This is a genomic window from Alkalibacterium sp. MB6 (genome assembly GCF_009935905.1).
Taxonomy (GTDB): domain Bacteria; phylum Bacillota; class Bacilli; order Lactobacillales; family Carnobacteriaceae_A; genus Alkalibacterium.
On sequence record NZ_PREX01000015.1, the window covers coordinates 1 to 13,147 of the forward strand.

General features: G+C 38.0%; 14 protein-coding genes and 2 tRNA genes. 11 read left to right on the top strand and 5 right to left on the bottom strand.

The features are described 5' to 3' along the window. Window positions 1-99 precede the first annotated feature (99 nt). Together C3945_RS06965 and C3945_RS06970 are read left to right on the top strand one after the other, a co-directional pair. A tRNA-Asn gene (locus C3945_RS06965) sits at window positions 100-172 on the top strand. A gap of 23 nt (window positions 173-195) precedes the next feature. Next, window positions 196-268: transfer RNA gene (locus C3945_RS06970), tRNA-Thr, on the top strand. 185 nt (window positions 269-453) lie between these two features. Here the strand turns inward: C3945_RS06970 and C3945_RS06975 are convergent. Further along, complete coding sequence (locus C3945_RS06975; protein ID WP_161878981.1) at window positions 454-1,161, bottom strand: DsbA family oxidoreductase; 708 nt, start codon at window positions 1,159-1,161, stop codon at window positions 454-456. A 173-nt stretch (window positions 1,162-1,334) separates the two neighbouring features. On the opposite strand from C3945_RS06975, the gene C3945_RS06980 reads away from it, so the two are divergent. Further along, window positions 1,335-2,531, top strand: coding sequence for a cation:proton antiporter (locus C3945_RS06980; protein WP_161878982.1), 1,197 nt, complete (start codon window positions 1,335-1,337; stop codon window positions 2,529-2,531). On the opposite strand, the gene C3945_RS06985 is transcribed toward C3945_RS06980, so the two are convergent. Next, a complete protein-coding gene (locus tag C3945_RS06985; protein WP_161878983.1) occupies window positions 2,528-3,055 on the bottom strand; it encodes a GrpB family protein in 528 nt (175 codons plus the stop codon). The genes C3945_RS06980 and C3945_RS06985 overlap by 4 nt on opposite strands. Before the next feature lie 217 nt (window positions 3,056-3,272). Here C3945_RS06985 and C3945_RS06990 point away from each other — a divergent pair, with 217 nt between their 5' ends. Genes C3945_RS06990 through C3945_RS07005 form a run of 4 tightly spaced genes read left to right on the top strand, consistent with a single transcriptional unit; the run spans window position 3,273 to window position 5,428 of the window. Beyond that, window positions 3,273-3,722 (top strand): GNAT family N-acetyltransferase, encoded by a 450-nt coding sequence (locus tag C3945_RS06990; RefSeq protein WP_161878984.1) that lies wholly within the window; start codon window positions 3,273-3,275, stop codon window positions 3,720-3,722. Between the two features lie 26 nt (window positions 3,723-3,748). Further along, a complete protein-coding gene (locus C3945_RS06995) occupies window positions 3,749-4,261 on the top strand; it encodes a GNAT family N-acetyltransferase (protein WP_202623314.1) in 513 nt (170 codons plus the stop codon). A gap of 30 nt (window positions 4,262-4,291) precedes the next feature. Beyond that, window positions 4,292-4,831, top strand: a complete 540-nt coding sequence (locus tag C3945_RS07000; RefSeq protein ID WP_161878986.1) for a GNAT family N-acetyltransferase — start codon at window positions 4,292-4,294, stop codon at window positions 4,829-4,831. 18 nt (window positions 4,832-4,849) lie between these two features. Further along, on the top strand, window positions 4,850-5,428 hold the full coding sequence (locus tag C3945_RS07005; RefSeq protein ID WP_442862166.1) for a uracil-DNA glycosylase family protein: 579 nt from the start codon (window positions 4,850-4,852) through the stop codon (window positions 5,426-5,428). Between the two features lie 10 nt (window positions 5,429-5,438). On the opposite strand, the gene C3945_RS07010 is transcribed toward C3945_RS07005, so the two are convergent. Then, complete coding sequence (locus tag C3945_RS07010; protein WP_161878987.1) at window positions 5,439-6,281, bottom strand: SDR family NAD(P)-dependent oxidoreductase; 843 nt, start codon at window positions 6,279-6,281, stop codon at window positions 5,439-5,441. Window positions 6,282-6,423: 142 nt separating this feature from the next. Between C3945_RS07010 and C3945_RS07015 the strand changes: the two genes are divergently transcribed. The 4 genes from C3945_RS07015 to C3945_RS07030 all read left to right on the top strand — a co-directional run bounded on the left by C3945_RS07015 (window position 6,424) and on the right by C3945_RS07030 (window position 11,595). After that, window positions 6,424-7,155 carry a LytR/AlgR family response regulator transcription factor gene (locus C3945_RS07015; RefSeq protein ID WP_161878988.1) on the top strand — a complete coding sequence of 244 codons (732 nt, stop codon included), beginning with the start codon at window positions 6,424-6,426 and terminating at the stop codon, window positions 7,153-7,155. A 55-nt stretch (window positions 7,156-7,210) separates the two neighbouring features. Beyond that, window positions 7,211-7,858: a sensor histidine kinase gene (locus C3945_RS07020; RefSeq protein ID WP_161878989.1), complete on the top strand. Its 648-nt coding sequence runs from the start codon at window positions 7,211-7,213 to the stop codon at window positions 7,856-7,858. Between the two features lie 87 nt (window positions 7,859-7,945). Beyond that, window positions 7,946-9,769 (top strand): ABC transporter ATP-binding protein, encoded by a 1,824-nt coding sequence (locus tag C3945_RS07025; protein ID WP_161878990.1) that lies wholly within the window; start codon window positions 7,946-7,948, stop codon window positions 9,767-9,769. After that, window positions 9,769-11,595 (top strand): ABC transporter ATP-binding protein, encoded by a 1,827-nt coding sequence (locus C3945_RS07030; RefSeq protein WP_161878991.1) that lies wholly within the window; start codon window positions 9,769-9,771, stop codon window positions 11,593-11,595. Before C3945_RS07025 ends, C3945_RS07030 begins: the two co-directional genes overlap by 1 nt. A gap of 175 nt (window positions 11,596-11,770) precedes the next feature. On the opposite strand, the gene C3945_RS07035 is transcribed toward C3945_RS07030, so the two are convergent. Together C3945_RS07035 and C3945_RS07040 are read right to left on the bottom strand one after the other, a co-directional pair. Further along, a complete protein-coding gene (locus tag C3945_RS07035) occupies window positions 11,771-12,247 on the bottom strand; it encodes a SixA phosphatase family protein (protein WP_161878992.1) in 477 nt (158 codons plus the stop codon). A gap of 168 nt (window positions 12,248-12,415) precedes the next feature. Continuing rightward, the gene (locus C3945_RS07040) at window positions 12,416-12,946 is read right to left on the bottom strand and encodes a type 1 glutamine amidotransferase domain-containing protein (protein WP_161878993.1); all 531 of its coding nucleotides are present in this window, start codon (window positions 12,944-12,946) and stop codon (window positions 12,416-12,418) included. Window positions 12,947-13,147: the final 201 nt, after the last annotated feature.

Here is a 13,147-nt window from a genome sequence, read left to right on the forward strand (position 1 = left end):
ACAGCCGTTAAGCTTCCCAGCGCCGAGGATAGTGAGGGGTTTCCCCTTGTGAAAGCAGGACGTTGCCGTGCAGCTCTTTTTTTTTATAAAAAACCTTATTCCGCAATAGCTCAGTTGGTAGAGCGCACGACTGTTAATCGTGTTGTCGCAGGTTCGAGCCCTGCTTGCGGAGTTTTTTGTTGGAAATAATTAGACGCCGCTTTAGCTCAGCAGGTAGAGCGCATCCATGGTAAGGATGAGGTCGCCGGTTCAAGCCCGGCAAGTGGCTTCCTAAGTAAGGCAACGTTCAAAAGACGTTGTCTTTTTTTCTGTCTTTTCATAGAAAAACTCTATATAGTTATTTCTTTATTATCGCTATGGGGTCGCCTATTACATAAGTTAAATAAAATATGACATACTTACTTAATAATCACAAAAAAGCCCTCTTTGAATTGAGGGCTTTTTTTATATAATTTAATCACACTGCCAATTACCGTCTACTATTTGACAGGCATCTGCATTGCTTCCCATTAATTGAAGGCCGGTTAACTGTAAGCCTTCTTTTTCTGCGATCTGTTCAATCGTTTCTTCAATGACTTCTTGTGGTTGTGCGCCACTGATTAAATATTTACCTTCAATAACCAACGCTGGAGCGCCTTTTATACCGTAATTCTCCACAAGTCTTAGATCTTCAAGCACTGCTTGTTCTGTTTCAGGGCTTTCAAACTGTTCTTTCCAAGAAGAACTGTCAATCGATGATTGTTCAATAATTTTTTCAATGATATCTAGATTAGAGATATCTTTATTATCTACAAATAGGGCATGCTGAAGGACATCAAATATTTCCCAATAAGCATGCTGACCATTTAATAATCCGGCTGCTTTAGCTGCTTTCAAGGCATTTTTAGAGGTAGGGAATAAGAAGTCCTTGTCCTTCATACCATCGATGTTAAATCGGCTCAACTCATCATTTTCATTTGCGTGTTTCCAGTGATTCATCACTTCTGGCTTAACTGCTTCGTGAGACCCAAACATTTGAATAAATTGATCTTTTTCCCATCCTAGTGCAAATGAACGGTGGGTAATATCTAATCGAGAATACTTTTCAGCAACTTTTCTCATTCGATAAGACATTGGAAAACAAAAACTACAAATAACGTCATGGAAAAATTCGACTTTCATCTAAACACTCCTTGTAACTATAATAAGCGATTGCTTACTAATTATAAGTTAAACACCTTAATATTACAATGATAGTCTTCAACCACAGGTAAGTAGAACAAGTGGGTATGTTATAATCATTTTAAAGAGTTGAATATTATACATTCCATTAGTTGGATAAAAGGAGTCAATCAATGTTAACAAGTGTGGCTTTAATTTTAATTGTAGGATTGGCTCTAGGGTGGTTCTTGAAGCGACTAGGCTTGCCAAGTCTTATAGGAATGATTCTAACGGGCATACTTTTAGGGCCATATGTATTAAACGCCTTAGACAGTTCTATCCTTCTTATTTCCAATGACTTAAGGCAAATGGCCCTAGTGATTATCTTGTTCCGTGCAGGATTATCATTGAACGTTAAAGATTTAAAGAAAGTTGGTTTACCGGCTTTATTGATGAGCTGTGTGCCAGCAAGTTTTGAAATAATTGCGGTCATTATTTTAGCGCCTCTTCTATTTGGATTGCCGCTAATTGATGCAGCCTTGCTTGGAACTGTTTTAGCAGCTGTTTCACCCGCAGTGGTCGTTCCCTCTATGTTGATGGTGATGGACCATGGGTATGGGCAGGATAAAAAAGTCCCTCAACTGGTTTTAGCAGGAGCGTCTCTTGATGATGCCTTCGTGATCGTTTTATTCACTTCATTCTTATCGTTAGCCGGGGGAGAAGCCATCTCTATATCAACCTTAATGAGTCTGCCCATTAGTATTGTATCTGGCATTTTAATTGGTTACGCTGTGGGTAAAGGAATGCACTTGTTTTTCAGTCATTTTCACATGCGTGATACCTTAAAAGTCCTTATCTTACTTAGCGTGTCATTTTTCCTATTGGAATTAGAAGGACTACTGACAGGTATTTTACCAACTTCAAGCCTATTGGCAATTATGGCTATGGGATTAACACTCAAGCATGTCTATTCAGAATTAGCAGATCGATTATCTATCAAATACAATAAATTATGGCTAGGGGCTCAGATTCTGTTATTTGTTTTAGTAGGAGCAACCGTCAATATACCATACGCCCTTGAGGCTGGACTAGCAGTCGTCTTACTTATCGGTTTAGCTCTCATATTCCGTATGTTGGGGGTGTGTTTAAGCTTGCTTCCATCGGAGCTAAATGGAAAAGAAAAGCTTTTTGTCAGCTTCAGTTATATCCCGAAAGCGACCGTTCAGGCAGCAATTGGTGGTATACCTTTGGCAGTAGGTTTAGCAAGCGGGGAACTTATACTGACTGTGGCAGTAGTCGCCATCTTACTTACTGCACCAATCGGAGCATTTGCCATTGAGAAAAGCTACCGTAAACTATTACAATCACCAAATGGTGAGGGGGGTTATTAGCTTCTTTTAGATAGAATAGACTTTACAAAATCTTGTTTGGCATCCGTATACTTTTCTATGTCATCCTTGTACTTTTGTGCATAATAGACCTTAATTGATTCATATTCCTCTCGGCTACTCGAGTGAGCATTTAAATAATTCCTGAAAAAGAGTAGCTCATTCCATAAATCGCCATTCATAGTTGTTAAATGAATATAATGAGTTTTCACAGTGAACGTCTTATCCGTGAAACGGGCAAAGACAATCTCTCCTGGTCTCTCTACATGAAGTCGGTAAAACCCGCAAGATCTCAATTCTTTCTCCAATAGGGATATGTCGCCTTCAATGGACTGAATACCGACTAAACTATCTATTATGGGTTTAGCTTGAATACCTTTAATTGCAGTACTTCCAATATGTTCTATTTGATGTTCTTCTAAAGACGTTTGATTGATTAAATCCCTCTTTACCTTATCGAACGCTTCGTTCCAAGTATAATGATGTGGTACCAATCTGACTTCATTCCGCCCCAATCCTAGTTGCATTTAATCTCTCCTTCATAGTGATGTTCATTTATTGTATGTCACAAAAGCATGAAAAAAAAGTCTAATAATGCATTTTATTATATGCTACAATGGAATTAAGAAAAAAGGTTGCATCTACTTAAATGGAGATGCAACCTTTTTTAATAGTCTATCAGCGAACAGCGAATTCTAATGGTATACTATAAAAAATGTATAATTAGAAATGGAAGAGATTATAGTGATAAGTTTTGTATCGATAAATAAAGATAATTATGAAAACGTATTAAAATTAGAGGTGGCTGACAATCAGGGTCAATTTGTTGCGCCAAATGTTAGGTCGCTTGCAGATTGCTATTATTACCGTAACGAAGGTGACGTTTTTCCTTATGCCATTCAAGATGGAGATGAGGTAGTCGGCTTTATCCTTCTCGACTTAGATGCAGCAGAAAAGGAGTATATGATTTGGCGGATGATGATTGACAGACACCATCAAAGGAAAGGGTACGGCAAACAGACTATCCAAAAGGTGATTGAGATGGCTAAAAACGAAGAAGGATACACGACCTTAATTGCAGATTACGTTAAGGGTAATGAGGTTATGGGAGAATTATTAAGATTATTAGGCTTTGTAGACCATTCATTTAATGAAGAATGGAATGAATATGTATTGCACTACAGATTACAGTGAGCTAATCAAACGAAACACTGATGGGAATGATTACTATTAAACATAATGAACTCATATTAAGGCCTATAACTTTAAAAGACTTTGAAACAATTTTAATTTGGAGTCAAAATGAGACGTTTTGTAGAACTAATGGATGGGAATTGGATAGAGATAGAAATGAGCTGTACTCATGGTGGGAAGGGTTAGTAGAAAAACTCCCCAATAATCTCATACGTTTAGGGATTGAACGGCAAGGGAAATTGATAGGTTATACTGACTTAACTGTGATGTCTAAAAAAACAGCTGAATTAGGTATTGCTATCGGAGAGACTGATTTGTGGGGTAAAAGTCTAGGCTATCAAGCGGTTAAATTAATGATTGAATACGGCAATAATCATTTAGGGATAAATACGTTCATAGCAGAAACTCACGAAACGAATTTGCGTTCCAGAAAAATGCTTGAGAGAATTGGTTTTGAACACGTAAGTAAAATGGGAACCGAAAATTATTTAGGAGAAGATGTACGGCTAATGCAATATATATTGAGAGTGAGTACCTGACAAAGTCAAACTAAATGAAATGAGGACACGATGTATAGAGACAATCATGTGGTCATTCGACCCTTTGAAAAAAAAGATTTAAAAACGATTTGGACATTAGTATTTAAAGAGGACTCACCTGAGTGGAAAAAATGGGATGCACCTTATTACCCTCATCACTCAAAGACGTACGAGGAATTTATGAAGCAGTCTGATTCCTGGGTGAATCAAGCGGATCGTTGGGCAATTGAAGTGGATGGAAAAGTGATGGGAGCCGTGACTTACTATTGGGAGCATGAACCGTCAAAATGGTTAGAGATAGGTATATTGCTTTATGAATCTGAACGTTGGGGACAAGGGATAGGCACTCGTGCGTTAGCATTATGGATCAATCACTTGTTTGAAACGCTCCCTTTGGTTCGAGTAGGGTTAACAACATGGTCCGGAAACCAACGAATGATTCGTGTAGCTGAAAAAGTCGGCATGCAAATGGAAGCTCGTATCCGTAAAGTACGCTATTACAATAATCATTACTATGATTCAATCAGAATGGGTATGTTAAGAGAAGAATGGGAAAATAAATTGGGTTAAGAGGGGGGGGATAAAAAGTTGGCTACTTTTGAAGAAATCAACCATCAAATCATGATCGATCCACTGAATGAGGCATTTACGAAAAAGGGTATCCCGCCACTATTTAAAGTATCGAAACAGGCACGGATTGCTATCGTTGGGCAAGCACCTGGCCGGAAAGCAGAAGAAACACAGTTGTTTTGGAATGATTTAAGTGGAGACCGCTTGAGAGAGTGGATGGGGATTTCAAGAGAAACGTTCTATTCAACCGATAAAATTGCTCATTTGCCGATGGATTTTTATTTTCCTGGTAAAGCTAAGACGGGCGATATGCCTCCAAGGAAGGGTTTTGCAGAAAAATGGCATCCCTTATTGTTAAAAGAGATGCCAGAAATTGAAACCACTATATTAATTGGAAGTTATGCTCAAAAATATTATTTAGGAAAGAGTCGCAAGAAAAATCTAACTGAAACAGTGAAATGCTATCAACAGTATTTACCAGATTATTTTCCATTGGTTCACCCATCGCCGTTGAATATAGGCTGGCTTAAACGCAATCCGTGGTTTGATGAAGACGTCATTCCTGTCTTAAAAGAATTAGTGAATGAAGTCATTTAACTCGCTTGACTTAAAGTTGTGCAAGACCTAATTCCTTAAGTGTTGCGTCGATGAAAGCTCGCCGCATGTTAAAATCACCGCCATGTTTTTTCACCGGAGCTACGGTACCCTCGTGCGAATAAACGCCAGCATAAATGTCAGGGTGTAACACAGCTGAAACGACAGAGTTTGCTCCTTCTTCAATAGTGACAAAAAAGGGGTTCAAAAGGTTAAAAACGGTATCGCCTACTTTTTGGCTGACATTGTTTTTTCCAATATTGGTGGAAACCATGCCGGGGTGTACAGCGGTTGTCTTGAGTCCATTCCGTGAATAGTGTTCGTGAAGTTCTTGTGCTAAGTATAAAGTGCCGAGTTTGGAGCGTCCGTAACCAGTGATTGCATTAAACTGTTTAGGTTGGAAAAAAGGACGCTTCATCGGAACAAATTTATAAGCACCAGATGATACGATAACGACTTGTTTACGTTCGCTGTTCATGACAAGAGGCAATAAGTGATGTGTCAGCAAGAATGGTCCTAAGTAATTAGTCGCCATCATCAACTCATAGCCGTCGACACTTTCTTTATTAGTTAATGAGATCATTCCAGCATTATTTATCAAGCAGTCGATGTGACTAAATTGATTAATAATGGTTTGAGATGCTTTTTCAACAGAGTCTAATTCGCTCAAGTCGCATTTAATAATCGTAACCTCTAGTTTTTTATTAGATTCGACCAACTCATGCTTTAAGCGGTCACCTTTTTCTAGATTACGACACAACAAGATCATCCTGTCGAACTCAGAAGCCAAAGCTTTTACTGCACCCATTCCAATGCCGGAGGTTGGCCCGGTAATAGCTAAAATTGATTCGGTCATATTCTCCATCCTTTTTGTATTAATGTAGTGGACTGTACATTTACAAGTCTATTATAGCTGAAAGCAAAAAGCGCCTACAATGACTTGGTTAAACATATGATAAACTAAAAGAAACACTACGTCTCGATTAAGGAGGACCCTTATGTTAAATGAATTACATATCGTAATTGTGGATGATGAAGCGATTCAAATAGGCTCAATGAAAACTTTAATTAATCAGGCAGCAAACGAATTGGGCGTATCAGTCCGATTAAATCACTTTCCCAGTGGAGAAGCCTTTTTATTTGAATTAGAGGACCTTATGCCATTGGATATCGTCTTCTTAGACATTGAGATGGAACAAGTCGACGGACTAGATGTGGCCAAAAAGATTCGGGAAACAGACAAGGAAATGACGATCGTATTCGCAACAGCTTTTGCTGAATATGCCGTTCAAGGTTATGAAGTACAAGCAAAGGATTATTTGCTCAAGCCGATTAAAGTGGATAAGATTAAACAGGTTATTCAGAGGCATTTAACTAAGCAACCTGTTATCAAAAAATCCATCACCGTTGAATCTGAAGGAGAGCTGGTTAAACTATTTCTTGAAGAGATCCTTTACGTCGAAGTGATTAAACGTGAATGCGAGATTCACTTAACTAATCAGGTCGTAACAGTGACGCGTTCATTAAAAGAGTTAACTGACCAATTAAGTGATCAGTTTATCCAGACTCATCGCAGTTATCTAGTCAACGTGGCTCACATCAATCGATTGCTGAAAACGGATGTCGAATTATCAAATGGACAAATCGTTCCGGTTTCCAGACGTATGGCAAAAGATGTCCAAGAAACCTTTATAGCATATAACAAAGGATCGGTGTTCTATAATGACTAACGGGATATGGCTAAGCGTCTTACTTATAATAACAGTAATTTTTCTGATTATCCTAATGAAACAAAGGCAAACGGTGGATTACTACAAAATACAAGAGCAGGAGCTCGACCAGTACAGTGTTGAGGTAGAAACGATTTATACCCAGATGCGAGGCATTCGGCATGACTACAGAAATCATTTACAAGTCATGCACACCTTAATGCATGATAAGCGTTACGATGAGTTAAATGCTTATATTAAACAACTAACCAACGAACTTAATCAAGTTGACACGATTATTCAAACGGGTAACACGATGATTGATGCAATAGTGAATACTAAATTAACGACCGCTAAACATCAAGGGATTGAACTGTTTGCGACCGCTATTGCTCCAAAAGAGTTAAGCATTGAACACGTTGATTTAGCGGTTATCTTAGGTAATCTTTTAAATAATGCCATTGAAGCAACGGTAAAAGGCGCAAAAGAAAGCGAAGATCGTTTTATTCGGTTATATATTGCACCGATGAAAGACACGTTATACATTAGTGTGACCAATACGATGACAGAAAATCCAAAACCTTCATTTTTATCACTCAAGCGCCTGAATAAACAAGGTTACGGTTTGTACCGAGTCGATCAGGCAGTGGAAAAATACCAAGGGATGGTCAACCGTAAATGGGAAGAGGGCGTGTTTGCAACAGAGGTGACGTTACCTCTTTAAAACCGTTCGTAACCAAATATGAACCATTCGTACACTTCTGAAACAGGAGTGTATTTTATTTGATAAGATACGATTGAGGTGAGAGAGATGAAGGAAAAAGTAAAGTACACAAAACTATTGTCAAAGGAATTATACGAATTTAAACCAACGGTGTTTATTGCTATTTTATTAGCGACAATTACTGGAGCAGCTTTACCCTTGCTGCAATTGTTGCTGTCAGCTTTTGTCATTCAGTGGTTACTGGAAGGTATTGCCATTCAAGATTACTTGATAAACTTGTTGGGTTTCATTGTGCTTATTGGTATTGCTCAGATGGGTCAGCATTATTTTATGATTTATGTAGAAGAAAATAAGAACCATTTCAGAGACTTTATGAGAAATAAGATTCAAAAGAAATACCTAACCTTGGACTACCCTTTAATTATTGGCAAAGAAGCACAGGAAAGATACAATAATGCTAGCCAATTAACGGATAATAACGAGACACTTTTTGGCCGACTGGTTATGGAGACCATCGAATTATTCAGCTCATTTGTCGGGGTTCTTCTATATATCAACATCTTAAGTCAGTTGGAATCTCTATTTCTTATATTAGTTGCTGTCTTTTTGCTTATTGTTGTCGTCTTTAATGTATGGCAAGTCAAGATGGATAAGTCACTTTTCTCAGCTAAAGCAGCTAATACTCAAAAGTTGAGATATTTGAGAAATGTTTATGGCGAATCGCGCATCACAAAAGATGTACGAATATTTCAAATGCAAAGTTGGTTTAAGCAAGTCGAGGATCAAACAATTGACGACTACCATGCTATTCATAAATCTAAAGTCAAATTGACATGGACTGAGAGCAGCTTGGTCAATATGGGGATAATTGGTTTATCCGCACTATCTTATATTAGAAGTGTACAACTAATAGCGACAGGAGTGATTCCTGTATCAAGCTTTGTTGTATTTGCGGGGTCGGTAACAATATTAGCTCAAACGATTATTACGTTTATTAACGCTTTGGGAAAAATGAATACCAGTTTAAACGAAACGAAAAAATATGATCACTTTATGTCGCAAGGCGAGGTGTTTAATCATAAAGAAGGAAAGGCATTACCTGATAAAGCTATTTCAATCGAACTTAGGAATGTGTCATACACCTATCCCAATACTGATCAACCAACGATAAAAAATGTCTCTTTGACCATTTCCCCATATGAAAACTTAGCAATAGTAGGAGAAAATGGAGCGGGAAAATCTACTTTGACGAATTTAATAGCTGGTTTACTCAAGCCGGATAGTGGAGAGATTTATATAAATGGTATCCCACAAAGTGAGTTCAATATTTCTGAGTATTATTCCTTGTTTGCACCTGTATTCCAGGAGAAGTTTTTGCTGACGTATTCGATTAAAGAGACCATTATACAAGGGTTACTTTTTGATGAAATGAAATACAAACGGGTTCTGAAACTAAGCGGGATGACCGATATTATTTCGCGATTTAAGACTAAAGATGAAACGAAAATTGTCCGTGCCGTGTATCCAGATGGGGTTAATTTATCAGGAGGGCAGTTACAGAAGTTGAAGTTGGCTCAAGCTTTATATAAAGATGCGCCTGTGCTTTTACTTGATGAGCCTACCGCTGCACTCGATCCGATTGCAGAACACCAAATATACCAAGATTATTTCCACTTTTCTAAAGACAAGCTATCTATTTTTATCTCGCACCGACTATCGTCTACTCGTTTTTGTGACCGAATTATTTATTTGAAACATGGTGAAATAACAGAAGTAGGGACACATGATGAGTTGATGTCGAATCAACAGAATTACTATAATTTATATGAGGCACAAGCCTATTATTATAAGCATGATAAAGAAGAAGTCGAAACTGAAGACGAGCAAATTGCGACAGGAGGTGTAATTTAATGAAGAGATTAGCCATATTTAAACGTGCATTCAAAGACTTATTCAACATAGGGAAGAGGTATTATACCTTATTCTTTATCCAATCCATCGCACGTTCTAGCTTGCCTTTTATTGGATTCATCTACATGACTCTAATTGTGGATGCGTTGACGAGAAACGACTTAACTGCCATACCGAGCTTGATTGTTCAATTTTTAAGTATTCTGTTTGTCTTACAGTTAATCGCGGGGTGGTTAGAACCCTTAGTTACTAATGAGGAGTCACTGCTATTAAGAAAGCTCTTTGCGGAACCCAATAAGAAGATGCTAACAATGCATTACCATTACGCCGAAAGTTCAGAAGTGAGGGAGCAACTGGAACTGATTAACCGAAATATGATGAGTAGCCAGTCTTCTCTACCAATGATTAACGTTAGGGTACATGAAATGACACCGAAGCTGATTAGTATTATATGGGGTATTATTCTGTTATCTCCGTTGTTTTCTATTAACACAACTTCATTACCAGATGGTTTTTGGTGGATGCATCCTGGGTTCATTATCTTAGTATTTCTAATTCTAATAGCAATCAGCGTCGTCATCCAAGTAACTATTTCTAAAAAGTCAGGTAAAAGATTGACGGCTATGTTAGCAGAGTTAAAACAGTCTAATGCTACTTTTTTCTATGAATATGGCATTTTAAATGATACCCAATCTGGAAAAGAAATACGGCTTTATAAGTTAACCGATAAAATGATTAAAAATAAACAAGCTGATTCAGACTATACCAGAAAATTATTAACGGAAAACTACAAGCGCTTTAGAGCAATGATGGTCCCAATGACTGGGTTGTTTCAAATCATGACGTATCTTACTTATGCTTACGTTGGATTGCTCGTCTTGTTTGGAGCATTGCCTGTAGCTTTAATCATTCAATTGTCGAGTGCACTCAGTCAAATGGTTTCTGCCTTGCCAGATGTCATCCAACACGGGATGATGATGATCTCTTCTCCCAATGAGTTGGAGGAGTACTATCGATTTATGGACTTGCCAGATGAAGAGGTCGTCGGCAGTCTACCTGTAGAAAAACGATTGGATAACGAGTACCACTTCGCTATCAAAAATATGAGTTTTGCATACCCAGGCTCTGAAGAAGCTGTTTTGAAAAACATCACGGAGAGTTTTGAGGTAGGGAAGAAGTACGCCATCGTAGGAGAAAATGGTTCAGGTAAAACGACCTTTATCAAATTACTGACTCGTTTATACGAACCGACAGAGGGCACAATTAAAATGAATAAAATCGATGCAAAAAAGTATGATTTAAGAGAATACTTCAATTTATTTGGGGTTGTCTTTCAAGACTATCATTTAGTCGGTTTTTCTTTAGGACAAAACGTTTCAGTCCATCCGACTTTTGATCATAATAAAGTCATGACCACCCTTGATAAGGTGGGCTTGGGAGACTTTGTCAGAAAACTGCCTAATCAGTTGGATACGTACCTCGGAACTGAATTTGATGACTCAGGTCAAAGCGTCTCTGGAGGACAGGAACAAAAGTTAGCTATTGCCCGCTCCTTATACAAAGACGCACCAGTTATGATACTGGACGAACCAACTGCTGCATTGGATCCTATTACTGAATTTGAAATCTATCAGAATTTTGATAACTTAGTAGAAGATAAGACGGCTTTTTATATTTCCCACAGACTCTCCAGCTCCAAGTTTTGTGACGACATACTTGTTTTTGATAAAGGTGAAGTCATACAAAGAGGGACTCACAAAGAGCTGGTTAAAGAAGATGGCAAATACAAAGATTTGTGGAGCGCACAAGCGCAGTATTATCAGTAGAAAGAATGTCTACCGGATAGAGGCATTCTATGAAGAGTTCAGTGGTTATGTTTAATAAACCGAGTCATTTATCTTGCTTCTTCTTTTACTGTTCACATAATGGAGACTAGATAGAAAAAGAAGGATCAGCCCATTGAGAGAAGATGTCTCAATGTTGTTCCTTCTTTTTTGCTTATTAAGGACGGAGTGTCCATTTAGGATTCGCCACAATGGGTGTAACACTTTGCACGTCAACACTTAGAAACATGCCCTTTTTAATTTTCACTATATCACCTGTTAATTGAGTATACCACTGTCCTAAAGACGGTTGGTGACCAACCACGAATATAGTGGTTTCCTTAGTATTGTTACTCAGTTCTTTCGATAATTCTTTTGAAAAAGAATGAAAATCGCCATCATAAATAAAATCATGAACTGTACTCTGTTCGATTTCAAATTCACTAGAAATAATATGAGCTGTTTCTAAGGCTCTATTTGCTGGGCTGGACCAAATGAGAATGGAGTCTTTATCTTTGTCTTCAAACTTCCCCATTAATTCTGGCATGAGTTGTTCAACTTCTTCTTTTCCTTTATCAGTTAACTGTCTTTTGAGATCGTCATCCCTTAAATCTTTATCTTCCGCAATGCCGTGTCTGACTAAAATAACTTCCATATCAACACAACCTTCCCTTCTTTTCATCTGTTTTAACTCAAGGAGAAGTGGATCAGATAGTATACTATCATTTAATGAAAAGCACGGATTCTATTTAAACAGAATCCGTGCTTTACTCTTAATTTAAGGATACGTTAGGCTACGTCATTTTATGAACCATTCACGTTCTTATCGACGATATTTTTCCATCGTTTTAATAAGCTCAGGTAAATAGTCAGGTAAATCTGGTGGCCTTCTACTTGAAACAAGCTGACCATCTGTCACAACCGGTTCATCCACCCAAGTTGCGCCAGCATTCCGCATATCATCTTTGATACCTGGCGTACTGGTGACTGTTTTTCCTTCTAAAACATTAGCAGAAATCAATACCCAACCAGCATGGCAGATTTGTCCCATGACTTTGTTATGATCGTTCATATGCTTGACTATATTAATAACCTCTGGGTAACGACGAAGTTTATCAGGAGCCCATCCTCCTGGAACGATAACGGCATCATAGTCTTCTGGGTTAACATCTTCAAAAGCATAATCAGATTCAGCAGGAACGCCATCTTTTCCAGTATACGTTTGCTTAGCTTCTGGTCCGACAAAATCGACTTGAGCACCTTCTTCTCGTAAACGGAGAACAGGATACCACAGTTCTAAATCATCAAAATCATGATCGACCAACGATATAACTTTGTAATTCTTTAAACGCAAAATAATCTCCTCCATTTCATTGCACAAGAACAACCATTATTAAGTCGTCTGTACAGTGGTGTCTATTAAGCTTAGCAGAATAAGAGAAGAATACCAATTTAACAACTTGAGCAGTTTTCAACTCGCCATATGGTGGAAAATGTAAATTAACTAGTTACCAAACCACTATTGAGACAAGTTAAGAAGGGGATTAAATATTAA

Excerpts from the sequence above, each read along its gene's own strand:
- C3945_RS06975 (WP_161878981.1), bottom strand. The coding sequence starts at position 1,161 with ATGAAAGTCGAATTTTTCCATGACGTTATTTGTAGTTTTTGTTTTCCA.
- C3945_RS07010 (WP_161878987.1), bottom strand. The coding sequence starts at position 6,281 with ATGACCGAATCAATTTTAGCTATTACCGGGCCAACCTCCGGCATTGGA.
- C3945_RS07035 (WP_161878992.1), bottom strand. The coding sequence starts at position 12,247 with ATGGAAGTTATTTTAGTCAGACACGGCATTGCGGAAGATAAAGATTTA.
- C3945_RS07030 (WP_161878991.1), top strand. The coding sequence starts at position 9,769 with ATGAAGAGATTAGCCATATTTAAACGTGCATTCAAAGACTTATTCAAC.
- C3945_RS06980 (WP_161878982.1), top strand. The coding sequence starts at position 1,335 with ATGTTAACAAGTGTGGCTTTAATTTTAATTGTAGGATTGGCTCTAGGG.
- C3945_RS07025 (WP_161878990.1), top strand. The coding sequence starts at position 7,946 with ATGAAGGAAAAAGTAAAGTACACAAAACTATTGTCAAAGGAATTATAC.
- C3945_RS07020 (WP_161878989.1), top strand. The coding sequence starts at position 7,211 with ATGAAACAAAGGCAAACGGTGGATTACTACAAAATACAAGAGCAGGAG.
- C3945_RS06995 (WP_202623314.1), top strand. The coding sequence starts at position 3,749 with ATGATTACTATTAAACATAATGAACTCATATTAAGGCCTATAACTTTA.
- C3945_RS07000 (WP_161878986.1), top strand. The coding sequence starts at position 4,292 with ATGTATAGAGACAATCATGTGGTCATTCGACCCTTTGAAAAAAAAGAT.
- C3945_RS06985 (WP_161878983.1), bottom strand. The coding sequence starts at position 3,055 with ATGCAACTAGGATTGGGGCGGAATGAAGTCAGATTGGTACCACATCAT.
- C3945_RS07015 (WP_161878988.1), top strand. The coding sequence starts at position 6,424 with ATGTTAAATGAATTACATATCGTAATTGTGGATGATGAAGCGATTCAA.